27 protein-coding genes are annotated in these 22,302 nt (G+C 73.6%); 12 read left to right on the top strand and 15 right to left on the bottom strand.

Annotation, left to right across the window (positions count from 1 at the left end):
• Positions 1-103: 103 nt before the first annotated feature.
• On the top strand, positions 104-589 hold the full coding sequence (locus ACFVU3_RS29255) for a MarR family winged helix-turn-helix transcriptional regulator (RefSeq protein WP_390070849.1): 486 nt from the start codon (positions 104-106) through the stop codon (positions 587-589).
• Between the two features lie 144 nt (positions 590-733).
• The gene (locus ACFVU3_RS29250; RefSeq protein WP_390070847.1) at positions 734-2,173 is read left to right on the top strand and encodes an MFS transporter; all 1,440 of its coding nucleotides are present in this window, start codon (positions 734-736) and stop codon (positions 2,171-2,173) included.
• A gap of 79 nt (positions 2,174-2,252) precedes the next feature.
• Here the strand turns inward: ACFVU3_RS29250 and ACFVU3_RS29245 are convergent, their stop codons facing one another.
• On the bottom strand, positions 2,253-3,032 hold the full coding sequence (locus tag ACFVU3_RS29245; RefSeq protein WP_390070845.1) for a TetR/AcrR family transcriptional regulator: 780 nt from the start codon (positions 3,030-3,032) through the stop codon (positions 2,253-2,255).
• 116 nt (positions 3,033-3,148) lie between these two features.
• Between ACFVU3_RS29245 and ACFVU3_RS29240 the strand changes: the two genes are divergently transcribed.
• Together ACFVU3_RS29240 and ACFVU3_RS29235 are read left to right on the top strand one after the other, a co-directional pair.
• Positions 3,149-4,099 (top strand): ATP-binding cassette domain-containing protein, encoded by a 951-nt coding sequence (locus ACFVU3_RS29240; protein ID WP_390070843.1) that lies wholly within the window; start codon positions 3,149-3,151, stop codon positions 4,097-4,099.
• Complete coding sequence (locus tag ACFVU3_RS29235) at positions 4,092-4,862, top strand: ABC transporter permease (protein WP_390070841.1); 771 nt, start codon at positions 4,092-4,094, stop codon at positions 4,860-4,862. Before ACFVU3_RS29240 ends, ACFVU3_RS29235 begins: the two co-directional genes overlap by 8 nt.
• A 40-nt stretch (positions 4,863-4,902) precedes the next feature.
• On the opposite strand, the gene ACFVU3_RS29230 is transcribed toward ACFVU3_RS29235, so the two are convergent.
• Together ACFVU3_RS29230 and ACFVU3_RS29225 are read right to left on the bottom strand one after the other, a co-directional pair.
• On the bottom strand, positions 4,903-6,147 hold the full coding sequence (locus ACFVU3_RS29230) for a GNAT family N-acetyltransferase (protein WP_390070839.1): 1,245 nt from the start codon (positions 6,145-6,147) through the stop codon (positions 4,903-4,905).
• An 80-nt stretch (positions 6,148-6,227) separates the two neighbouring features.
• Positions 6,228-6,839: an ABC transporter substrate-binding protein gene (locus ACFVU3_RS29225; RefSeq protein WP_390070837.1), complete on the bottom strand. Its 612-nt coding sequence runs from the start codon at positions 6,837-6,839 to the stop codon at positions 6,228-6,230.
• Positions 6,840-6,967: 128 nt separating this feature from the next.
• On the opposite strand from ACFVU3_RS29225, the gene dtd reads away from it, so the two are divergent.
• A complete protein-coding gene (gene dtd / locus ACFVU3_RS29220) occupies positions 6,968-7,393 on the top strand; it encodes a D-aminoacyl-tRNA deacylase (protein WP_390070836.1) in 426 nt (141 codons plus the stop codon).
• Positions 7,394-7,447: 54 nt separating this feature from the next.
• Here the strand turns inward: dtd and ACFVU3_RS29215 are convergent, their stop codons facing one another.
• Genes ACFVU3_RS29215 through ACFVU3_RS29205 form a run of 3 tightly spaced genes read right to left on the bottom strand, consistent with a single transcriptional unit; the run spans position 7,448 to position 9,473 of the window.
• Positions 7,448-8,413 (bottom strand): YgfZ/GcvT domain-containing protein, encoded by a 966-nt coding sequence (locus ACFVU3_RS29215; RefSeq protein WP_390070834.1) that lies wholly within the window; start codon positions 8,411-8,413, stop codon positions 7,448-7,450.
• Positions 8,414-8,422: 9 nt separating this feature from the next.
• On the bottom strand, positions 8,423-8,860 hold the full coding sequence (locus ACFVU3_RS29210; protein ID WP_390070832.1) for a Fur family transcriptional regulator: 438 nt from the start codon (positions 8,858-8,860) through the stop codon (positions 8,423-8,425).
• A gap of 40 nt (positions 8,861-8,900) precedes the next feature.
• On the bottom strand, positions 8,901-9,473 hold the full coding sequence (locus ACFVU3_RS29205) for an FABP family protein (RefSeq protein ID WP_390070830.1): 573 nt from the start codon (positions 9,471-9,473) through the stop codon (positions 8,901-8,903).
• 322 nt (positions 9,474-9,795) lie between these two features.
• Here ACFVU3_RS29205 and ACFVU3_RS29200 point away from each other — a divergent pair, with 322 nt between their 5' ends.
• Positions 9,796-10,158: a DsrE family protein gene (locus tag ACFVU3_RS29200; protein ID WP_390070829.1), complete on the top strand. Its 363-nt coding sequence runs from the start codon at positions 9,796-9,798 to the stop codon at positions 10,156-10,158.
• On the opposite strand, the gene ACFVU3_RS29195 is transcribed toward ACFVU3_RS29200, so the two are convergent.
• From ACFVU3_RS29195 to ACFVU3_RS29160, 8 genes are all read right to left on the bottom strand, one after another.
• Positions 10,152-10,469, bottom strand: a complete 318-nt coding sequence (locus ACFVU3_RS29195; protein WP_390070827.1) for a DUF3099 domain-containing protein — start codon at positions 10,467-10,469, stop codon at positions 10,152-10,154. The genes ACFVU3_RS29200 and ACFVU3_RS29195 overlap by 7 nt on opposite strands.
• Before the next feature lie 103 nt (positions 10,470-10,572).
• Entirely contained in the window at positions 10,573-10,863 is a 291-nt protein-coding gene (locus ACFVU3_RS29190) for a DUF1416 domain-containing protein (RefSeq protein ID WP_043226222.1), read from the bottom strand.
• A gap of 35 nt (positions 10,864-10,898) precedes the next feature.
• Complete coding sequence (locus tag ACFVU3_RS29185) at positions 10,899-11,744, bottom strand: sulfurtransferase (RefSeq protein ID WP_390070825.1); 846 nt, start codon at positions 11,742-11,744, stop codon at positions 10,899-10,901.
• A 164-nt stretch (positions 11,745-11,908) separates the two neighbouring features.
• Positions 11,909-11,989 (bottom strand): Ms5788A family Cys-rich leader peptide, encoded by an 81-nt coding sequence (locus ACFVU3_RS29180; RefSeq protein WP_351102991.1) that lies wholly within the window; start codon positions 11,987-11,989, stop codon positions 11,909-11,911.
• Between the two features lie 184 nt (positions 11,990-12,173).
• Positions 12,174-12,860, bottom strand: coding sequence for a DUF2993 domain-containing protein (locus ACFVU3_RS29175; RefSeq protein WP_390070824.1), 687 nt, complete (start codon positions 12,858-12,860; stop codon positions 12,174-12,176).
• A gap of 124 nt (positions 12,861-12,984) precedes the next feature.
• Positions 12,985-14,235: a hypothetical protein gene (locus tag ACFVU3_RS29170; protein WP_390070822.1), complete on the bottom strand. Its 1,251-nt coding sequence runs from the start codon at positions 14,233-14,235 to the stop codon at positions 12,985-12,987.
• A gap of 10 nt (positions 14,236-14,245) precedes the next feature.
• Positions 14,246-14,500 carry a MoaD/ThiS family protein gene (locus tag ACFVU3_RS29165; RefSeq protein ID WP_390070820.1) on the bottom strand — a complete coding sequence of 85 codons (255 nt, stop codon included), beginning with the start codon at positions 14,498-14,500 and terminating at the stop codon, positions 14,246-14,248.
• Positions 14,501-14,545: 45 nt separating this feature from the next.
• Positions 14,546-15,352 carry an alpha/beta hydrolase gene (locus ACFVU3_RS29160; RefSeq protein WP_390070818.1) on the bottom strand — a complete coding sequence of 269 codons (807 nt, stop codon included), beginning with the start codon at positions 15,350-15,352 and terminating at the stop codon, positions 14,546-14,548.
• 233 nt (positions 15,353-15,585) lie between these two features.
• On the opposite strand from ACFVU3_RS29160, the gene ACFVU3_RS29155 reads away from it, so the two are divergent.
• From ACFVU3_RS29155 to ACFVU3_RS29130, 6 genes are all read left to right on the top strand, one after another.
• Positions 15,586-16,410, top strand: a complete 825-nt coding sequence (locus ACFVU3_RS29155; protein ID WP_390070817.1) for a response regulator transcription factor — start codon at positions 15,586-15,588, stop codon at positions 16,408-16,410.
• Between the two features lie 72 nt (positions 16,411-16,482).
• Positions 16,483-17,505 (top strand): LacI family DNA-binding transcriptional regulator, encoded by a 1,023-nt coding sequence (locus ACFVU3_RS29150; protein ID WP_390070815.1) that lies wholly within the window; start codon positions 16,483-16,485, stop codon positions 17,503-17,505.
• Between the two features lie 111 nt (positions 17,506-17,616).
• Complete coding sequence (locus ACFVU3_RS29145; protein ID WP_390070814.1) at positions 17,617-18,714, top strand: S1C family serine protease; 1,098 nt, start codon at positions 17,617-17,619, stop codon at positions 18,712-18,714.
• Between the two features lie 20 nt (positions 18,715-18,734).
• Positions 18,735-19,469, top strand: coding sequence for a response regulator transcription factor (locus ACFVU3_RS29140; RefSeq protein ID WP_390070812.1), 735 nt, complete (start codon positions 18,735-18,737; stop codon positions 19,467-19,469).
• Positions 19,466-20,905 carry a sensor histidine kinase gene (locus tag ACFVU3_RS29135; RefSeq protein WP_390070810.1) on the top strand — a complete coding sequence of 480 codons (1,440 nt, stop codon included), beginning with the start codon at positions 19,466-19,468 and terminating at the stop codon, positions 20,903-20,905. Before ACFVU3_RS29140 ends, ACFVU3_RS29135 begins: the two co-directional genes overlap by 4 nt.
• Positions 20,902-21,678 (top strand): nucleotidyltransferase, encoded by a 777-nt coding sequence (locus ACFVU3_RS29130; RefSeq protein WP_390070808.1) that lies wholly within the window; start codon positions 20,902-20,904, stop codon positions 21,676-21,678. The genes ACFVU3_RS29135 and ACFVU3_RS29130 overlap by 4 nt, the downstream gene beginning before the upstream one ends.
• A 3-nt stretch (positions 21,679-21,681) precedes the next feature.
• Here the strand turns inward: ACFVU3_RS29130 and ACFVU3_RS29125 are convergent, their stop codons facing one another.
• On the bottom strand, positions 21,682-22,251 hold the full coding sequence (locus ACFVU3_RS29125; protein ID WP_390070806.1) for a DinB family protein: 570 nt from the start codon (positions 22,249-22,251) through the stop codon (positions 21,682-21,684).
• Positions 22,252-22,302 lie beyond the last annotated feature (51 nt).

The following is a 22,302-nucleotide window of genomic DNA, read 5'->3' as shown; positions in this document are numbered from 1 at the left end:
CGGCGCGCGGGCGTGAGAGCGCCGGGGCACGGCGGCGCCCGGGTGTGAACCCGTCCGCTTCAGGACCGTCCGGAACGGATCGGTTCTGGCTACCCTGGCGGGCATGACCGCCATGAGCCCCCGCCGCAGCGAGCCCGATCTCTCCTACCTCCTCGACCACACCAGTCACGTCCTGCGCACCCGCATGGCGGCGGAGCTGGCGGAGATCGGGCTCACCGCCCGGATGCACTGCGTCCTCGTCCACGCCCTGGAGGAGGAGCGGACCCAGGCGCAGCTGGCCGAGATCGGCGACATGGACAAGACGACGATGGTCGTCACCGTGGACGCCCTGGAGAAGGCCGGGCTCGCGGAGCGGCAGTCCTCCAGCACCGACCGGCGGGCGCGGATCATCGCCGTCACGGAGGCGGGCGCCCGGGTCGCCGAGGAGAGCCGGCGGATCGTGGACGGCGTACACGCCCAGGCCCTCGGCTCGCTCCCGGACGAGGAGCGGGAGGTGCTGGTCCGCGCGCTGGGGCGGCTGGCCGAAGGGCATCTGAGGACCCCCGCCGAGGGGCCGGCGGCCACCCGCAGGGCCCGCCAGAAGAGCTGAGCCCGCGCCGCGCCGTACTGCTCGCCCACCCTCGAACCCCCTCACCCACCCCCACCCCCGAGATTTCCTCTCCTAAAAAATAGTCTGCAACAAAACCTTCTGCTAGCGTCTCTCCTGTCGCCTCCACGGACAGGAGAGATCCTCATGCGTGCCCACCCCCGCTCCCTCGCCCTCGGCGTGCTCGCCAGCGCCATGCTCATGACCGTCCTCGACGGCAGCATCGTCACCGTCGCCATGCCCGCGATCCAGGCCGACCTCGGCTTCACCCCGGCCGGCCTGAGCTGGGTCGTCAACGCCTACCTGATCGCCTTCGGCTCGCTCCTCCTGCTCGCCGGACGCCTCGGCGACCTCATCGGACGCAAGCGGATGTTCCTCGCCGGGACGGGCGTCTTCACCGCCGCCTCCGTCCTCGCCGCCGTCGCCGGCTCCCCCGGCGTCCTGATCGCCGCCCGCTTCCTCCAGGGCGCCGGCAGCGCGATGTCCTCCGCCGTCAGCCTCGGCATCCTCGTCACGCTCTTCACCGAACCGCGCGAACGCGCCCGCGCCATCGCCGTGTTCAGCTTCACCGGCGCCGCCGGCGCCTCCCTCGGCCAGGTCCTCGGCGGGCTCCTCACCGACGCCCTCTCCTGGAACTGGATCTTCTTCATCAACCTGCCCATCGGCGTCGCCGCGATCGCCCTCGCCGCCCGCGTCCTCCCCGCCGACCGCGGCCTCGGCCTGCGGGCCGGCGCCGACGCCCTCGGCGCGCTCCTGGTCACCGCGGGGCTGATGACCGGCATCTACGCGGTGGTGCGGATCGAGGAGTACGGCGCCGGCTCCGCCCACACCCTCGGCCTCGGCGCGCTCGCGGTCGCCCTGCTCGCCGGCTTCCTGGTCCGCCAGCGCCGGGCCGCGACCCCCCTGATGCCGCTGCGGATCCTCCGGTCCCGCGCGGTCGCCGGCGCCAACCTGGTCCAGCTGCTCATGGTCGCCGCCCTGTTCTCCTTCCAGGTCCTGGTGGCCCTCTACCTCCAGAAGGTCCAGGGGTACGGCGCCACCGCGACCGGCCTCGCCATGCTGCCCGCCGCCCTGGTCATCGGCGCCGTCTCGCTCGGCGTCGCCGCCCGGCTCATCACCCGCTTCGGGGAGCGCGCGGTGCTGCTCACCGGCATCGCCCTGCTGGTCGGCGTGCTGGGCCTGCTGACCCGGGTCCCGGTGCACGCCTCGTACGTCACCGACCTGCTCCCGGTGATGCTGCTCGCCGCCGGTTTCGGCCTGGCGCTGCCGGCCCTCACCGCGCTCGGCATGTCGGGCGCCGACGAGGCCGACGCGGGCCTGGCCTCCGGGCTCTTCAACACCACCCAGCAGATCGGCATGGCGCTCGGCGTCGCCGTCCTCACCACCCTTGCCGCCGCCCGCACCGAGGCGCTGGACGCGGCCGGCCGGACCGCGGCGGAGGCCCTGACCGGCGGCTACCGGCTGGCCTTCGGCGTCGGCACCGCGCTGCTGCTCGCCGCCTTCGCGGTCGCCGCGACGGTGCTCCGCGCGAAGACCCCGGCGACGCGACCGGAGCCCGTGAGGGCCGACGTCACCACCGCCGCCTGACGGCCGCCGCCGGGACCACCGCCCCGGCGGCACCGCCCGACGACACCCGCCGGGACCACCGTCACCGCCCGGCGGCACCTCAGGACGCGCGGCCCTCCACGAGGGCCGCGACGCCGTCCAGGATCCGGGCGAGACCGAAGCGGAACTCGTCGTCGGGACCGTCGGCATGGTCCAGGACCCCCGAGTCGATCACCCGCGCCACCTGCGGGTAGGCGGCCGGGTCGACCAGCCGGCGCAGGGTGCGGCTGTACTGGAGCATCGCCTCCTCGGGCGCGGCTCCGGAGGCGGCCACCGCGTCGGCCAGCTCCGCCGCCATCAGGGCGTCGCTCTTCACGAAGCCGGCCACCAGCAGCGTCACCGAGATCTTGGCGCCCTCGTCGAGGCCGGTGCCGTCCATCGCGAGCAGCGCCTTCTCCCACCAGGCCACCGCGTGCGGGGTCGCGGGCGGCCCCGAGACGGGGATCCGCAGCAGCCAGAGGTTGCGCAGATAGACCTCGCGCATGGCCCGGGCCCAGCGTTCGAGCCCCTCCCGCCAGGGGACGCCCGGGGCGAACAGCTCGGGCGGGGCGCCGGTCGCCGCCTCCTGCATGAGCACGTACAGCTCCTGCTTGGCGGAGACGTACCGGTAGAGGGACATCGTGGAGGCGCCCAGCTCCTTGGCGACCCGCCCCATCGAGACGGCGGCGAGCCCCTCCGCCGAGGCGAGTTCCACGGCCGCGGCGACGATGCGGTCCTGGCTCAGCCCGGGCCTGGGCCCCTTGGTGGGGCGTTCGCGCAGCCCCCAGGCGGCCTCGATGGAGGCCGGCAGGTAGCTCCCGCCGTCCTCCGGGGCCGCCCGTCCGCCCTTGTCGTCCGTCACCGGCGCCGCCTCCACACCTCGCTCGCTTGACGCCCATCCTAGTAATGCGTAACCCTTACACAGTAACGCGTAAGGCATACGCAGTACGCCGCTGAGCGCAGCAGAAGGGGACACCCATGCCTCCCGCCATCGAGACCACCGGCCTGACCAAGAGCTACGGAACCGTCCGCGTCCTCGACGCCCTCGACCTCCGCGTCGAGACCGGCACCGTCTTCGCCCTCCTCGGGCCCAACGGCGCCGGCAAGACCACCACCGTCCGGATCCTCACCACCCTCACCGCCCCCGACGGCGGCCACGCGCGCGTGGCGGGCCACGACGTCGTCGCCGAACGCCGCGCCGTCCGCCGCGCGATCAGCCTCACCGGCCAGTACGCGGCCGTCGACGAGACCCTGACCGGCGCCGAGAACCTCCGCCTCACCGCCCGCCTCTCCGGCCTCTCCCGCAAAGCCGCCGCCCGCCGCGCCGACGAACTCCTCGAACGCTTCCGGCTCACCGACGCCCGGGACCGGCGGACCAGGACGTACTCCGGAGGCATGCGCCGCCGCCTCGACCTCGCCGCCGGCCTCGTCCGCGACCCCGGCACCACCCGCGTCGTCTTCCTCGACGAACCCACCACCGGCCTCGACCCCCGCAGCCGGCAGGAACTCTGGGCCGTCGTCCGCGAACTGTCCGCCCACGGCACCACCGTCTTCCTCACCACCCAGTACCTGGAGGAGGCCGACAGGCTCGCCCACCGCGTCGCCGTCCTCGGCGGCGGCCGCACCCTCGCCGAAGGCACCGCCGAGGAACTGAAGCGCCGTTACGCGGGCCACCGCCTCGACCTCGTCGCCCGCGACCGGGACGCGTACCTCCGCCTCACCCCGCACGCCACCGCCCACACCCCGGAGAGCCTCACCCTCGGCGTCCCGACGGACGGCAGCGCCGCCCACGTCCGCGCCCTGCTCGACGAACTCGACCCCCACCGCACCGACATCGAGCGCTTCGCCCTGCACAGCGCGACCCTCGACGACGTCTTCCTCACCCTGACGAACCCCGCCCGCACCGAGCAGGAGCCGAGCCATGTCTGACGCGGCAGCGAACGGCCTCACCACCGCCACCGTCCTCGCCGGGCGCGGCATCCGCCTCAGCCGGCGCAACCTCGACGCCGTCATCACCTCGCTGATGATGCCGGTGCTGCTGATGCTGGTCTTCGTCTACTTCTTCGGCGGGGCCATCGACACCGGCGACACCCGGTACGTCACCTACGTCGTCCCCGGCGTCCTCGTCCTCTGCGCCGGCTTCGGCGCCGCCGGCACCGCCGTCTCCGTCAGCGAGGACATGCGGAGCGGCACCGTCGACCGCCTCCGCACCCTCGACGTCGGCGCCGTCCCGTTCCTCACCGGCCACGTCGTCGCCGCCGTCGCCCGCAACGTCCTCGCCACCACGCTGGTCTTCGGCGTCGCCGCGCTGATCGGCTTCCGGCCCGCCGCCACCGCCGCCGGGTGGCTCGCCGCCATCGGCCTGCTGCTCGTCTACATCACCGCCGTCTCCTGGCTGGCCGCGGCGGCCGGACTCGTCGCCCGGACCCCCGAGGCCGCCGGCGCGGTCACCTTCTTCATGATGTTCCTGCCCTACCCGAGCAGCGCGTTCGTCCCCATCGACACCATGCCGAGCTGGCTGCACGGCTTCGCCGAGCACCAGCCCGTCACCCCGCTCATCGAGTCCATGCGCGGCCTGCTGCTCGACCAGCCGGTCGGCGACGCCCCCTGGACGACGCTCGCCTGGAGCGCCGGCATCCTCGCCCTGTCGATGACCGCCGCCGGCGCCCTCTTCCGCCACCGCACCCGCTGACCCGGCCCCGGCCCAGGCCCCGGACCCGGACCCGGAGGGCCTAGAAGATGTCCGGGGAGAACGGCCGCAGCGGGGTCCGGAAGAGCAGGTCGGCCCGCGCGGCCGCGCCCGGCACCGCCTCCTCGATCCGCCCCAGCAGCGCCAGCCGGACCGCCGACTCGTCGCCGAGGACCAGCCGGGACAGCTCGGCCACGTCGAGGACCAGGTCCGCCGACGCGGTCGTCGGGGCGCACGACGCGCCCTTCGGGGAGGCGTCGAGCCGGTACCGCCCGCCCGCGAACCCGTCCGCGTCCCGCACGTCGAGCACCAGCCCGTCCGCCACCGGGTACGTCCGCTCCTCCAGCACCCGCGCCACGTCGAGGACCCGCAGCCACAGCATGTCCGCGTGGGAGACCGTCCGGGCGGCCCGGGGGTCCGGAAGCAGCAGCGGCAGCGGGTCGTCCGGCGGCCGGTGGCCCGACCGCACCGTCACCACCCAGTCCACCGAGCAGACGAACCGCCACAGCGCCCGCTCGGCGGCGGGCGTCGCCGCGATCAGGTCCCGCACGGTCAGCGTGGTCTCCGGCTGCTTCGCGTCGCCCCACTTGTCGTCGCAGCGGTACGACACGTACCCCTCGGGCTCGCCCGACGCCGAGCGGTACACCGCGTAGTACGGCTCCGTCCACGGCTCCAGGTGATGGCCGAGGCCCGTGCCCACGTCCCAGTTGCGCCCCACCCGCTCGGTGACACCGGCCCGGACGGCGGACAGCCGCCGGTGCAGGCCGGGCCCGACGCGGCGGATCTCCGCACCGTCCGAGAGGTCGATCCGGCCCCCGTCCTCCGGGCGGCCGCTGCGGCGCGGATCGAGTCCCGCCCGGCGCAGGTCCACGCTCCACTCGGTGGTCCAGCTCGCCGGACCGAACCCGTACCGGCCGTAGATCGGGTACTCGGCGGCGATCAGCGTCGCGACCGCGTCGCCCCGCTCCCGGGCGGCGGCCAGGTCCATGGCCATCAGCCGGCTCAGCAGCCCGCGCCGCCGGTGCGTCGGCGCCACCGTCACCTGGGTGATCGCGTCCGCGGTGAGCGCCCCGCCGCCGACGGTGCTGACCCGCTGCCGGAAGGAACGGAAGGTCGCCACCACCCGGCCGCCCTCCAGGGCGCCGTGGGTCCGGTCGAGATCGACCTGGGCCAGCCGGTCCGCCACCAGCGCGTCGGAGACGACGGGCTCGTTCAGGAAGCCCGTCCGCAAGGCCCGCAACCACTCGGGGAACTCGGACTCGGTCACCGTGCGCAGTTCGACAGACATCCTTCGACCCTACGCACGGCCCGGCCCTCGCGGCGCGGAATTTCCGGCGGCCCCGGCCCCCTGCTCCGGGCCCCCGGCCGTCAGGCGAGCAGGTCGTCGACCTGCGCCTCGCCCTCCCGGTAGCGGCGGGCGATCTCCGCACCGCAGTCGTCGGCGGTCCGCTGGAGCGCCTGACGGCGCTGCGAGATCTGCTGCTCGTACCCGGCGAGCCGCCCCATCCCGGTGTGCAGCTCCTCGTCCGTCCGGGCCGTCAGGTCCGACAGCTCGACCTCCGACAGCATCTCGGCCGCCAGCCGCCGGTACTCCTCCCCGCGCGGCGTCGAGAGCGTCACGTGCCGGGCCGACGTCCGGTGCCGGGACGGCACGTCCGCGAGGATCTCGGAGAGCCGGTCGAGCACCGGCGCCTCCGGGTCGGTCCGGCGCGCCAGCTCGGCCCGCAGGATGTCGATCCGCCCCTGGAGCATCCGCCGCACATAGCTGAGATCGGCCTCGTCGCTCTGCGCGTCCCGGCGCAGCGCCCGCAGCTCGGACAGGCGCAGCCCGCCCAGGTCGTGCCCCGGGCGACCGGACGGCCCCGGCTCCGCGGTCCGCTGCACGGGCGGCCGCGCGACCGGCCCGCCGGGCAGCGCGCCGGCGGAGCGGATCAGCGGTACGGGGCCGGACGGCGTCGGCCCGGTGCTGGATGCACTCATGAGAATCGTCCCCTCGACCGGTGCGGAGCCGCACCGCCTCCTGGCATGGTGCCACCTGGGCACGCGCGCGTGCAGGCGCTCTGCACCCGTTCGGCCCCCAGAAATCCCCGATCGGTAGGTTGGGACCCATGCGAGCTGTGGTGCAGAGGGTGGACGGCGCGAAGGTCGTCGTCGCAGGGGAGACGGTCGGCGAGATCACCGGTGAGGGGCTGTGCGTCCTGGTGGGCGTCACCCACGACGACACCGTGGAGACGGCGGCCCGATTGGCCAGAAAGCTCTGGTCCGTCCGGGTACTGGAGGACGAGAGGTCCTGCTCGGACGTGGACGCCCCGCTCCTGGTGATCTCCCAGTTCACGCTCTACGGCGACGCCCGCAAGGGCCGCCGCCCCACCTGGAACGCCGCCGCCCCGGGCCCCGTCGCCGAACCCCTCGTCGACGAGGTCGTCGCCCAGCTGCGGAAACTCGGCGCCCACGTGGAGACGGGCCGCTTCGGGGCCGACATGCGCGTCAGCCTCACCAACCACGGCCCGTTCACGGTCCTGCTGGAGGTCTAGGCCGTCTCTTGCGGATCGCGCCGGGCCGATCCGGGAGAAACGGCCTGGCCGTCCCTACGGCTCGACGACGGTCTCCTGCGCGGCGGCCGTCGTCCCCGCCACCAGCGGCGCGTCCACCGGGACGTTCCGCTTCACCAGCGCCAGCGCGATCGGCCCCAGCTCGTGGTGGCGCACCGCCGTCGTCACGAAACCGAGCTGCCGCCCGTCCGGACCGTCCGCGGCGAGCCGCAGCGGCGTGCCGTGGCCGGGCAGCGTGACCTCGCTGCCGTCCAGGTGCAGGAAGACCAGGCGGCGCGGCGGCTTGCCCAGGTTCTGCACCCGCGCGACCGTCTCCTGCCCCCGGTAGCAGCCCTTCTGGAGGTGCACCGCGGTGCCGATCAGCCCGACCTCGTGCGGGATCGTCCGGTGGTCGGTCTCGAAGCCGAGCCGCGGCCGGTGCCCCTCCACGCGCAGCGCCTCGTAGGCGAGGACGCCCGCGGCGGGCCCGTGCGTGGCGGCGAAGGACTCCAGCTCCGCGCGCGGCAGGAACAGATCACGGCCGTACGCCGTCTCCCGTACGACCACGCCCTCGGGCGACTCCGCGGTGGAGCCGGCCGGCAGGTGCACGACGGCGAACTCCTCCGTCCGGTCGGCGACCTCGACCCGGTAGAAGAACTTCATCGACTCCAGGTAGGCGATCAGCTCGCCCTGCGTCCCCGGCTCCACGTGCGCCCACACCGTCTCGCCGTCGTCGACGAGGGAGAGGGCGTGCTCGATGTGCCCGTTCGCGGAGAGGATCAGCGCCTCCGTGGCCTGGCCGGCCGGGAGTTCGCTGACGTGCTGGGTGAGCAGGAGGTGCAGCCAGCTCAGCCGGTCGTCACCGGTGACGGTCAGGACGCCGCGATGCGACAGGTCGACGAAGCCGGTGCCGTCGGCGAGGGCCCGCTGCTCGCGGAACAGGTCGCCGTAGTGGGCGGCGACGCCTTCGTCACGGCCTTCGGCCGGAACGGCGCCGGGCAGGGACAGCAAGGAGCTCTTCATGGGAAAAGCCTACGACTCCTCGGCGGCGGCCCTGCGGGAGCAGTCGGCACACCGGCCGAAGATCGCGAAGTGCTTCATGTCCGTCTCGAACCCGAAGGTCTCCCGGAGCTTCCCGGTGAACTCCGCGGCCACCTCCACGTCCGCCTCGATCACCTCCGAGCAGTCCCGGCACACCAGGTGCAGATGGTGGTGCCGGTCCGCGAGGTGGTACGTCGGGGCCCCGTGCCCCAGATGCGCGTGACTGACCAGCCCGAGCTCCTCCAGGAGCTCCAGGGTCCGGTACACGGTGGAGATGTTCACCCCGGAAGCGGTCCTGCGGACCTCGACGAGGATGTCGTCGGGCGTGGCGTGCTCCAGCACGTCCACGGCCTCCAGGACCAGCTGCCGCTGCGGCGTCAGCCGGTACCCGCGCCGCCGCAGGTCACTCTTCCAGTCGGTGCTCACCACGCCCCCCAGTGTAGGAGGGCGCGGCGGGTCACCGGTGGTCCTACTTGAAGAAGGCGATGCCGTCGTCCGGCATGTCCGGAAGGTTGCGCGCCATCTCGGCGACCTCTTCCGGGGTGACGACCTTCTTGAGGTGCGCCGACATGTAGGGGCGGAGCGGGACCTCGGGGGTCGCCTTCTCGCCGACCCACATCAGGTCGCTCTTGACGTAGCCGTAGAGGCGCTTGCCGCCGGAGTACGGGCCGGAGGCGGCGGTGCGGGCGACGGCGTCGGTCGCCAGGTCGATCTGCGGCTTCTGGTCGGCGAGCTCGCCGTACCAGACCTCGACGACGCCGTCGTCGCGGACCATGACGACCTCGACCTTGCGGTCCTTGTCGATCCGCCAGAAGCCGCTCTCGCTCTCCAGCGGGCGGACCTTGTTGCCCTCCTCGTCGAGGACCCAGGAGTGCGAGTGGTACTCGAGGAAGTCCCGGCCGTCGTGGCTGAAGGTCACGGACTGGCCGAAGTTGCACTTCTCGGCGCCCGGGAAGTCGGAGACGCCGGCGCCCTCCCAGGTTCCGAGGAGGAACGCGAGCGGGACGAGGTCCGGGTTGAGGTCGGACGGGATCTGGATCATGAGCGACTCAGACGATCTGTGAAGGGGGACCGGTGAACGAGGAGGGACCGGAAGGTCAGCGCTGGCCCTGGTACAGCTTCTTCACGGTCAGACCCGCGAAGGCGAGCACGCCGACGGCGACCAGGACCAGCAGGGTCTCGAAGAAAATGATCACAGGGTGCTCCTCGGCTGAGCGGTGGAGGCGGAACGGGCCGGACCCCAGCTTAGTGGGCGGGGGCCCGGCCCACTCGGTGAGGTGGGTCTCCCGTGATCGCGTCGCCCGAGCGGCCGCGCCCCGTGAGCCACGCGTGAAGTCGCGGGACGCCGCATTACAGTTCGGTGCATGGCGAAGAAGCTCGTGATCAAGGTGACCGCCGGGGCCGACGCCCCCGAACGCTGCTCCCAGGCATTCACCGTGGCGGCGGTCGCCGTCGCGAGCGGTGTCGAGGTGTCGCTGTGGCTGACCGGCGAGTCCTCGTGGTTCGCCCTGCCGGGCAGGGCGGCGGAGTTCGAGCTGCCACACGCGGCGCCGCTGCCGGACCTCATCGACTCGATCCTGGCCGCCGGCCGGATCACCCTGTGCACCCAGTGCGCGGCCCGCCGCGAGATCACCGAGAAGGACGTCCTCGACGGCGTCCGGATCGCCGGCGCCCAGGTCTTCGTCCAGGAGGCCATGGCCGACGGGACCCAGGCGCTCGTCTACTGATCCCGGCGCTTCTTGCCGTCGAGCTCGTCCCACCACTCGTCCGACTTCGGGTCGCCCGAGGGATCGTCCCACCACCGGTCCTCGGGCCCCCGCCGGTTCGCCACCATCGCGGCCACGGGCGGGATCACCATGGCCACGACGCACATGCCGACGGCCACCGGCATGGAGAACAGCCGCACGACGGCCCAGGCGCCCACGAAGAGGACCAGGCAGGCACCCATCATCCAGAAGTAGACGTGCCGACGCCGTGCGTACACACCTTCAGCGTACGACCGCGCGGGGCCGGCGGACAGGCGGCGGCAGGGTGACATGGAGAGACCGGAGGGCCGTGCCTCGAGTCCTGGTGATGGCGTCCAACCCCCCAGGAGGCACGGCCCTCCGGCCGTTCGTGCACCGCTGTCGCGGTGGGTTCGCTCAGACGGCGATGGCGACGTCCGTCAGGCTGCCCGTCTCGGTGACGACGACCTTGCGGTCGGCCTGGGCGCCGGGGACGAGGGCCCGGAGGGTCCACTCGCCGGTGGCCGCGTAGAAGCGGAACTGGCCGGTGGCGGAGGTGGGGACCTCGGCGGTGAACTCGCCGGAGGAGTCCAGCAGGCGCACGTAACCGGTGACGGGCTCGCCGTCCTTGGTCACCTGGCCCTGGATGGCCGTCTCACCGGGCTTGAGCGTGCTGACGTCGGGGCCGCCGACCTGTGCTCCACACATGTTGTTACGTCCTGTTCCTGTCGCGAGGGGGAGTCTTACTTGCCGGCGCCGAGCTCGATCGGCACGCCCACGAGGGAGCCGTACTCGGTCCAGGAGCCGTCGTAGTTCTTGACGTTCGGGACCTCGAGGAGCTCGTGCAGGACGAACCAGGTCAGCGCGGAGCGCTCACCGATGCGGCAGTAGGCGACGGTGTCCTTCGCCAGGTCGACCTGCTCGGCCTCGTAGAGGGCCTTGAGGTCGTCGTCGGACTTGAAGGTGCCGTCGTCGTTGGCGTTCTTCGACCACGGGATGTTGCGGGCGGACGGGACGTGGCCCGGGCGCTGCGACTGCTCCTGGGGGAGGTGGGCCGGGGCGAGCAGCTTGCCGGAGAACTCGTCGGGCGAGCGGACGTCGACCAGGTTCTGGGTGCCGATCGCGGCCACGACGTCGTCGCGGAAGGCGCGGATGGAGACGTCCTGGGCCTGGGCCTTGTACGCGGTGGCCGGGCGGCTGGGGACCTCGGAGCCGTCGACCAGGTCGCGGGAGTCGAGCTCCCACTTCTTGCGGCCGCCGTCGAGGAGCTTGACGTCCTGGTGGCCGTAGAGCTTGAAGTACCAGTAGGCGTACGAGGCGAACCAGTTGTTGTTGCCGCCGTAGAGGACGACCGTGGTGTCGTTGCCGATGCCCTTGGCCGAGAGGAGCTTCTCGAAGCCCTCCTGGTCGATGAAGTCACGGCGGACCGGGTCCTGGAGGTCCTTGGTCCAGTCGATCCGGATGGCGTTGCGGATGTGGTTCTTGTCGTAGGCGGCGGTGTCCTCGTCGACCTCGACGATCGCGACGGCCGGGTTGTCGAGGTTGGCCTCGACCCAGTCGGCGTCGACCAGTACGTCGCTGCGAGCCATGCTGTTTCTCCTCCGGGGCAGTGTGCGGCGGTGTGGTGCGGGGGTGGTGCTGCATGTGCGGGTACGCGTCGTGGCGTGCGCCCGACGGCGTGGTGCTTCGCAGTTCGGCCCCGACCGGGGAGGGGTCGGTGGGCCGGGGAATACGGGCGCGGAGCGCGTCCCGCTCAGACGGGGCGACAGAGCATGGCGGCGATGCGGCACAGGTCTACTGCCCGCCGCTTCGTGAGTTCCGCCTGTCGCTTCATGCCGTCGATCGTAGGGACGGACAGGCGACCGTGTCACCGGCGTGTCGTATGGTGAGACGCGATCGTCCGAAGTGTGAGACCACATGCGTCTCCGAGGGGCCGCCGGACCCCGGCGGACTGCCGTCCCGGCCCGCGCTTCTGCGGATCGGACGACGTCGTCTCAGTATGTGAAAGTGGGGCCGTTTCAGCCCGCGACCGCGACGTCCTTGCCGGTCACCGTCACCGCGAGCCCCTCGGGGCGCGGTTCGACCTTGGAGACCCGCATGCCGGCGACCTTTCCGAGCGGGCGCTCGAAGTCGGTGCGCTCGCGGATCATGTCCTCCAGGAGCGGGATGCCCCCGCCGGGCACCTCGTCGGCGCGGACCCGGATGGTGTCGCCCTCGACCAGGGTGACCGAGGACACGACGGTCCGGGTCACCTTGCGGCCCAGGACCTCGACGCTGCCCGTCACCTTCACCTTGCCGGGGCCGCCGTACTCCATGGCGGTGGCCCGCTCCGAGGCGGCGACCAGGTCCGCGTACGAGATGAGGGCGGTCCCGGTGGCCGAGGCGGCCCGGGCTCCGGTCCAGTCGCCGGTCACGGTCACGTCCCGCAGGGCGACGGTGAGCTCGCCGATCCGGACGGGCTTGCCGCCGGCCTGGGTGTGGACGCCCCGGGCGATCACCTCGACCTCGCCGAAGCGCTTGTCGGCGGCCTGGGTGAGGAAGGGGAACCCCTTGATGTCCACCTCGACGGAGTCGGTCCTGCCGCCCGCGAGGGAGGCGCGTCCCGCGACCTCCGACTCCGCCCAGGCGGCGGCCAGCCGGTCGCCGCCGACCAGGATCCCGCCCAGCACGACGGCCACGACCAGCAGGATCCGAAGTGCTCGCATGGCTGACTTCCCCCATTTGCCGAAGATGTGTGCCGGCCCCCCGGCACGAAGATCGACGTGTCGGGGGGCCGAGTGGTTCCCGGGTCCCCGGGCGGTGCGGCCGGACCGGGGTCCGGTGGTCCGCTCAGACCAGGGCGCGGCCGAGAAGGTACACGGCGGGGGCGGCCGCCGTCAGCGGCAGGGCCACGCCGGCCGTCATGTGCACGAAGCGGGACGGGTAGTCGTAGCTGGCCACCCGCAGGCCGACGAGGGCGCAGACGCCGGTGGCGAGGCCGAGGAGGGCCGCGGAGGCGCCCATGCCGTTGAACGCGCCGGCGGCGACGCCCGCGCCGGCGGCGGCGAGCAGCGAGACGACGAGGGAGACGGGGCCGGGCAGCGGGAGCGCCCGGGCGAGGACGGTCGCGGCGACGGCGGCCGAGCCGGCCACCACCGCGTCCGGTTCGGCGCCGAGGTGTCCGGCGGCGAGGACGGCGAGCGCGGCCGAGGCGACCGTGGCCATGAGGCCGTACATGCGCTCGTCGGGGTCGGCGTGGCTGCGGAGCTGGAGGACCAGGCTGAGCAGGACCCAGACGCCGAGGGTGCCGAGGATCGCGGGGGCCGCGTGCTCGCGGCCCGCGGCGAGCAGGGCGGCGTCGGCGACGAGGCCGCCGAGGAAGGCGAGGGCGATGCCCTGGCGGGCGGGCCACATGCCGTTGAGCCGGAACCAGCCGGCGGCGGTGAGTCCCTGGAGCGCGACCAGCGGCAGGAGGAGCCCGTACGGACCGAGCGCGGCGCCGCCGGCCAGCAGCAGGCCGAGGACGGCCGTCAGGGCGGCGGGGCGCATCCCGGGCTCGATGATCGGCGACCGGCCCTCGGCACGCGCGCGCTGGGCGTCGGTGATCCGGGTGTTGCCGGAGGTGGTCGGCGAGGAGTACGCGGGCCCGCCGGCGTCCACGGCCGGGGCGGGGACCGGGGCGGGGACCGGGGCGGGGACGGGCGCGGGCTCGGCCACCGGGGCGGGCGCCGGGGCGTGGGCCTCCGGCAGCGGCCGCGGATGGGCGTGCGCCTGCGGGTACGGCTCCTGGGCGTACGCCTGGGGGTACGGCTCCTGGGGGTACGCCTCCTGCGGGTGGCCGCCCAGGGCGGCGGCCTGCTGCCCGTACGCCTCCTGCGGGTACGCCCCGGTCCCGTACGCCTGCGGGGCCTGGTGGGCCTGCGGGGCCTGGTGGGCCTGGGCGGGGTCCGCGTACGGGTACCCGTGCGGCTGCTCCTGCGGCGGCCGGACCGCGGGCTGGTACGTGGTGTCCCAGGTCTGGCCCTCCCAGGTCTGGGTGACCGAGGGGTCGTACGCGTTCGGGTCGTACGGCTGCCCGCCGTACTGCTGGTCGTTGCTCATGCTGTGGGGTTCACCCTCCTGCGAACGGGGGGAGCACCTCGACCGTGCCGCCCTCGGCAAGCCGTACCGTCTCATGGGCGCGGGTGCCGACCGGGTCGCCGTCGACGAGGAACGAGCACCGCAGGAGGACCCGGACCAGTTCGCCCGGGTGGTTCGCCCGGACCGCTTCCAGGGCCTCGGCGAGGGTCTCGGCGGTGTACGGCTCCTCGGCGATCCCGGCGGCGGCCTTGGCCGCGGCCCAGTAGCGGATGGTTCCCGCTGCCATAGCGGCGCTCCCTTCGTTCGTGTGCGCGCCGCCCCCCATGATGGGCTATCGGCGGACGAGCCAGGCGCCGAGCCGGTCGAGCAGCTCCTCGCCGGCGGCGTTCTCGGCGTGGCCCATGCCGGGCTCCAGCCACAGCTCGGCGCCGCCGGCCGCGGCCAGGGTCCGCGGGTGGTCGAGGGGGAAGTAGGCGTCCCGGTCGCCGTGGACGACGAGCAGCGGGGTGGGGGCGATCCGCGCGGCCGCCTCGACCGGGGAGAGGGGGACGGGGTCCCAGGCGCGGCGGTCGATGCGGACGCGGAGCCCGTACCGGCCGACGATCCGGCCGACCGGGCGGGTGACCACCCAGTGGAGGCGGCGCATCGGGGCCGTCCCCCGGTAGTACCAGCGGGCGGGGGCGGAGACGGCGGCGACCGCGTCGGGCCCTGCGTCGGTGCCGCGGTCGAGGGCGGCCTGCCGGAGGACGACCGAGCCGCCCATGGAGAAGCCGACGGTCGCCACGCGCGCGTGGCCCAGCTCCCGGGCCCAGCGGACGGCGGCGGCGAGGTCCAGGACCTCGCGGTCGCCGACGGTGGAGAGGCCGCCGGAGCCGCCGTGGCCGCGGAAGGAGAAGGTGACGACGGCCGCCGCGTGCCGGCCGAGGACCTCGGCGGCGCGGCGGACGGCGGGCCGGTCGAGGGAGCCCGTGAAGCCGTGCGCGACGACGACGGCGGTGTCGGCGACACTGGCCGGGAAGGGTTCGTGAACCGCCTCGATACGGACGCCGTCCTCCGTCCGCAGCATTGCGCGGCGAGGTCCGGAAGTGAGCGAGGAAACATCCATCATGTGAAATCGGCCCTCTGCCTCGGAACTCATGTGGGCTATTCTCCTAGGCAGAGGATCCGGGCGACGTCGCCACCGGGTCCTTTTGCGTTTTCCGGCCGTTGTTACGGACGGATGAACAAAAGCTCTCAGGGCGCGAGAGCAGCACGTGAGACCGCAGTACCGCAGACGTCCTCGCAGGGACCGAGGAGGAACCGACGTATGGACGAGCGTACGAAGCACGACCGACCGACGAGGCCGACGATCCGGACAGGTGGAGTGTCGCGATGAGTTCTCTGCTGCTTCTGACCAACGCCCTCCAGCCGTCGACCGAGGTGCTGCCCGCCCTCGGCCTGCTGCTGCACAACGTGCGGGTGGCCCCGGCGGAGGGCCCGGCGCTGGTGGACACCCCGGGCGCGGACGTGATCCTCGTCGACGGCCGGCGCGATCTGCCGCAGGTCCGCTCGCTCTGCCAGCTGCTGCGCTCCACCGGTCCGGGCTGTCCGCTGATCCTGGTGGTCACGGAGGGCGGCCTGGCGGCCGTCACCGCGGACTGGGGCATCGACGACGTGCTGCTCGACACGGCGGGTCCGGCCGAGGTCGAGGCCCGGCTGCGGCTCGCGCTGGGCCGCCAGCAGATCGTCGCGGACGACTCCCCGATGGAGATCCGCAACGGCGACCTGTCGGTGGACGAGGCCACGTACAGCGCCAAGCTGAAGGGCCGGGTCCTGGACCTGACCTTCAAGGAGTTCGAGCTGCTGAAGTACCTGGCGCAGCACCCGGGCCGGGTCTTCACCCGCGCGCAGCTGCTCCAGGAGGTGTGGGGGTACGACTACTTCGGCGGCACCCGGACGGTCGACGTCCACGTGCGGCGGCTGCGGGCGAAGCTCGGCCCGGAGCACGAGTCGCTCATCGGGACCGTCCGCAACGTGGGATACCGCTTCGTCACGCCCGAGAAGGTCGACCGGGCCGCCGAGGAGGCCCGCGCCAAGGACGCGAAGGCTTCCGAGGAACCGGCCGGGACGAAGGGGGTGGAAGCGGGACAGGACACCCGCGAGAAGGCCCGCTCCGGCACCGGAGTCAAGGCCGCCACGGCTGACACCACCCGTTAGAGGGACGGTAACGTGGCGTATGCCACAGTGCGACCTGCCAGTAGGTAGGTCACCCCGCGTAGACTTCCGCGCGTGGCCAAGGTGACGCGGGATGACGTAGCGCGACTGGCGGGTACTTCGACTGCGGTCGTGAGTTACGTCATCAACAACGGACCCCGGCCGGTCGCCCCGGCCACGCGCGAGCGTGTCCTCGCCGCCATCAAGGAGCTGGGCTACCGCCCCGACCGGGTGGCCCAGGCGATGGCGTCCCGCCGCACGGATCTCATAGGCATGATCGTCCCGGACGCGCGCCAGCCCTTCTTCGCGGAGATGGCGCACGCGGTCGAGCAGGCCGCCGCCGAGCGCGGGAAGATGGTCCTCGTCGGCAACTCCGACTACCGGACCGAGCGCGAGATCCACTACCTGCGCGCCTTCCTCGGCATGCGGGTCTCCGGACTGATCCTGGTCAGCCAGGGCATGAGCGAGCAGGCCGCGAGCGAGATCGAGGCGTGGGACGCGCGCGTGGTGCTGCTGCACGAGCGGCCCGAGGCGATCGACGACGTGGCCGTCGTGACCGACGACATCGGCGGCGCCCAGCTCGCCACCCGGCACCTCCTGGAGCACGGCCACCCGTACGTGGCCTGCCTCGGCGGCGTCCCCAACACCCCCGCCGTCGGCGACCCGGTCGCCGACCACGTCGAGGGCTGGCGGCGCGCCATGCTGGAGGCCGGCCGCGAGGTCGAGGGCCGGCTCTTCGAGGCCCCGTACAACCGCTACGACGCCTACCAGGTGGCCCTGAAGCTGCTCGCGGGGCCGGACAGGCCGCCGGCCATCTTCTGCTCCACCGACGACCAGGCGTTCGGCGTGCTGCGGGCCGCCCGCGAGCTGCGCATCGACGTGCCGACCGAGCTGGCGGTGGCGGGCTTCGACGACGTGAAGGAGGCGGCGCTCACCGACCCGCCGCTCACCACCGTCTTCTCCGACCGTCCGGCGATGGCCCGGGCCGCGGTGGACCTGGTCCTCGACGACTCGATCCGGGTCAACGGCTCCCGCCGCGAGCGCGTCAAGCAGTTCCCGTCGGCGCTGGTGGTCCGCCGCTCCTGCGGCTGCCGCTGACGGTCCCGGCCCCCCTCCCGGGCTCTTCTTTATTTCGGGCATACAGGGTTCTGTCGGGCTTCTCAGCCGGTCCTCAGGCGGTTCTCATCTCGCGCGCCGAGAGTCGGAGCCATGACGGACCACCAGCAGCCCCAGCAGCCGTACCACCCGCCGCACCCGCCGCGCCCGCCGTTCGAGCCGACGCGGCCGATCACCACCGAGCCGGGCACCACCGTGTGGCCGTCCGGACCGGGCGGCGGGCACACCCCTCCTCCGGCCGACCCGTCGTACGCGACCGCCGGACCGGCGCCCGTCCTGCCTCCCGTCTCCCGCCGGCGCGCCAAGCGCGGGGTCGGCCTGATGGCGGCCGTGGCCATCGCGGCCGCGGCGATCGGCGGCGGCACCGCCACGCTGGTCCAGCAGATGACCGCGGACTCCCCCGCCACCGCCGCGTCCTCCTCCGCGGTGAGCGGCACCAACGTCTCCGCGAGCAGCACCGGCACGGTCGCCGGGGTCGCCGAGGCCGTCTCCCCGTCGATCGTCGAGATCTCCGCGAGCTCGGCCTCGGGCCAGTCCACCGGCTCCGGCGTGATCATCACCGCCGACGGCGAGATCGTCACCAACAACCACGTGATCTCCGGGGCCTCCGAGATCACCGTGCGGACCAGCGACGGCAAGACCTACCGGGCCGAGGTCGTCGGCAAGGACCCCGACAAGGACCTCGCCCTCATCAAGCTCCAGGACGCCTCCGGCCTGAAGGCCGCCACCCTCGGCGACTCCTCCCGGGTGAAGGTCGGCGACGAGGTCGTCGCCATCGGCTCCCCCGAGGGCCTCACCGGCACCGTCACCAGCGGCATCGTCTCCGCCCTCGACCGGGACGTCACGGTCGCCAAGGACACCGACGGCGACACCGGCGGCGGCCAGGGCCAGCAGCAGTGGGACCCGCGACAGGGCTGGCCGTTCGAGTTCGGCGGACAGCAGTTCAACGGCGACACCGGCACCTCGAAGACCACGTACAAGGCGATCCAGACCGACGCCTCGCTCAACCCGGGGAATTCCGGCGGCGCGCTGATCAATATGAACGGCGAGATCATCGGGATCAATTCGGCCATGTATTCGCCCAGTTCTTCGAACAGTTCCGCGGCGGGCAGCGTCGGCCTCGGATTCGCCATCCCGGTGAACACCCTCAAGGCCGATCTCGACGCCCTCCGCTCGGGCGGCCCGAGCTGAACGCATGGGACGCTGACCCCATGAGCAGTGGGCAGCCGAACGCATCCGAACGCATCCTCATCGTCGACGACGAACCCGCCGTGCGGGAGGCCCTGCGGCGCTCCCTCGCCTTCGAGGGGTACGCGACCCGGGAGGCCGTCGACGGTGTCGACGCGCTCGCCGCCATGGAGTCGTACGCCCCCGACCTCGTCGTCCTCGACGTCCAGATGCCCCGCATGGACGGGCTCACGGCGGCCCGCCGGATCCGGGCCGCCGGCTCCACCGTCCCCATCCTCATGCTGACCGCCCGCGACACCGTCGGCGACCGGGTCACCGGCCTCGACGCCGGCGCCGACGACTACCTCGTGAAGCCCTTCGAGCTCGACGAGCTCTTCGCCCGCATCCGCGCCCTGCTCCGCCGCAGCTCCTACACCGCCCCGACGGCCGCGTCCGCCGAGCCTGCGGACGTGCTCTCCTTCGAGGACCTGCGGATGGACCTGGCGACCCGGGAGGTGACCCGCGCCGGGCGGCCCGTCGAGCTGACCCGCACCGAGTTCACCCTCCTGGAGATGTTCCTGGCGCACCCCCGGCAGGTCCTCACCCGCGAGCAGATCCTCAAGGCCGTGTGGGGCTTCGACTTCGAGCCGAGCTCGAACTCGCTCGACGTGTACGTGATGTACCTGCGGCGCAAGACGGAGGCGGGCGGCGAACCGCGCCTCGTCCACACCGTGCGCGGGGTCGGGTACGTGCTGCGCGGCGGAGGCGCGCCCGAATGAGCGCGCCCCCCGCCCCCCACGACCGCCGGACCCCGCTCGCCTGGTTCCGCTCCCGGCCGCTGCGCTCGCGCCTCGCGCTGCTCACCGCCTTCGCGGTGGCGGTCGCGGTCGCCGCCGTCTCCGCGGCCTGCTGGTTCGTCACCCGCGCGCAGCTGGAGGGCGAGATGGATGCCGCGCTGCGCAACACCCGGATCGACCCGGGGGCGGTCCAGAACATGATCGCGCTGTGCCGGCAGGGCGAGGAGCCGCAGCCGGCCGCCGGCTACACCGTCCAGATCATCGACGCGGCCGGCGTCGTCTGCACCTCCGGCGAGGCGGCGATCCCGGCCGGCGAGGGCGATGTGGCGGTGGCCCGCGGCACGCTCGCGTACGTCCTGCACACGGCGAAGGACACCGGCGGGCGCGAGATGCGCGTCTACACGTCCTCGTACCGGCTGAGCTTCCCGCAGCAGAGGCCGACCGTCGTCGCCGTCTCCGTGGCACGCCCGCTCTCCGAGATCGACAACGCCATGTCCACGCTCGGCTGGGTCCTGCTGCTGGTCTCCGGCATCGGCGTGATCGGCGCGGGCGCGGCCGGGCTGTGGGTCGCGCGGACCGGCCTGGAGCCGGTGCACCGGCTGACCGGCGCGGTGGAGCACATGGCCGCGACGGAGGACCTGACCGTACGGATCCCGGCCGAGGGCGAGGACGAGATCGCCCGGCTGTCGCGGGCCTTCAACCAGATGACGGCGGCGCTGGAGAGCTCCCGGGACCGGCAGGCGCGGCTGATCGCGGACGCCGGGCACGAGCTGCGGACCCCGCTCACCTCGCTGCGGACCAACATCGAGCTCCTCGCCCGCAGCGACGAGACCGGCCGGGCGATCCCGGCGGAGGACCGGCGGGCGCTCATGGCCTCGGTGAAGGCGCAGATGACGGAGCTGGCCGCGCTCATCGGCGACCTCCAGGAGCTGGCCCGGCCGGACGCGGTGCGCCCGGGGCCGCTGGAGGTGGTCGGGCTCCACACCGTGCTGCGGTCCGCGCTGGAGCGGGCGCGGCTGCGCGGACCCGAGCTGGCCTTCACCACCGACCTCGCGCCCTGGTACGTCCGGGCGGAGCCGGCGGCGCTGGAGCGGGCGCTGGTCAACGTGCTGGACAACGCGGTGAAGTTCTCGCCGCCCCGCTCCACGGTCGAGGTGACGCTGATGCGCGGCGAGCTGACGGTCCGGGACCACGGCCCCGGCATCGCCCCCGACGAGCTCCCGCACGTCTTCGACCGGTTCTGGCGCTCCCCGTCGGCCCGCAGCCTCCCCGGCTCGGGCCTGGGCCTGTCGATCGTGGCCCGCACGGTGAAGCAGACGGGCGGCTCGGTGGCGCTCTCCGCCGCGGAGGGCGGCGGCACGCTCGCGACCCTGCGCTTCCCGGGGGCGCCGACGCCCCCGCCGGAGGTGGCGGCATGACGGAGGGCCTGCGCCCGGACGGGACGATCGCGCGCGAGGGCGCCCTGGAGCGGGTGCCGGAGGCGTTCGCGCCGGTGGTGGCGGCGGCCCGGAAGGAGATCGGCGCCGTCTTCGGACCGGACCGGCTGCACAGCGCGTACCTGTACGGGAGCGTGCCGCGCGGCACGGCGGTGCCGGGGGTCTCGGACCTGGACCTCCAGCTGGCGCTGCGCGCCGCGCCGACGGCGGCGGACCGGGCGGACGCCCGGGCGCTGGAGGCCGCGCTGGACGCCCGCTTCCCGCAGATCGACGGGGCCGGCGCGCTGGTGACGTCGGCGGACGTGCTGCTGAGCGAGGCCGAACGGTACGACCTGGGTTTCTTCGTGGCCTGCCTGTGCACCCCGCTGCTCGGCCCCGACCTGGCGGAGCGGCTCCCGTCGTACCGCCCGACCTCGCTGCTCGCGCGGGAGACCAACGGCGACCTCGGGCGGGTGCTGCCCGGCTGGCGGGAGCGGCACGCGCGCGGGGAGGAGCTGGGCCGGGTCGTGGGGCGCCGGCTCGTCAGGACCGGGCTGACGCTGGTGATGGACCGGTGGGGCGGGTGGACGAGCGACCTCGACCGGTCGGCCGAGGTGTTCGCCTCGTACCACCCGGAGTGGGCGGGTGAGATGGGCCGGGCGGTCGCGGCGGGCCGCTCGCGCGACCCGGAGGCGGTGGGCGTCCTCCTGGACGGCCTGGCGCCGTGGCTGGCGGCGGAGTACGCGCGCGTGCACGGCGAGAAGGCCCCCCGCTGACGCCTACTGCCCCACGCGCCCGTCGACCCGCTCCCGCAGCAGGTCGGCGTGGCCGCAGTGGCGGGCGTACTCGGTGATCTGCATGGTGAGGAGTTCGCGCAGCGGGCCGCCGGTGGCGAGGGGGGCGCCGAGGTCGGGGGCGGCGGCGATGAACCGGTCGGTGGCCTCCGCCTCCTCCTTCCACCGCAGCCGGGCCTCCTCGACCACGGCCGGGTCGGCGACGGCGCCGGTCCACTCGGCCTCGCGGTCGTCCGGGGTCCGGTAGATCCGGGGGGCGTCCTCACCGGCGAGGCGCCGGAAGTGACGCTCGTCCTCGGCCATGTGCCGGACGAGGCCGAGCAGCGACATGGTGGACGGCGGGACGGAACGGCGGGCGAGCTGCTCCGCGTCGAGCCCCTCGCACTTCAGCTCCAGGGTGAGCCGGAAGTGGCGCAGGGCGTCGAGGAGCGCGCCGCGCTCGTCCGTCACGGCCGGGCCGCCCCGCTCGCGCGGGTCGTCGTCGGGGTCGGCCCACATGTCGGTGTGGACGGTGGAGACCGTCCACCGGGTCACGTCCGTATCGCTCGTGCTCATGGGGGCATGGTGGTACGGAAAGGGGCGCGGCGCCAGGGAGTTGTCCCTGGC

The sequence above is a fragment of the Streptomyces sp. NPDC058052 genome, from assembly GCF_042885515.1.
In the GTDB taxonomy this organism is placed as follows: domain Bacteria; phylum Actinomycetota; class Actinomycetes; order Streptomycetales; family Streptomycetaceae; genus Streptomyces.
Note: the sequence above shows the minus strand (reverse complement) of the source record. Positions and strands in the feature narration are given on the sequence as shown.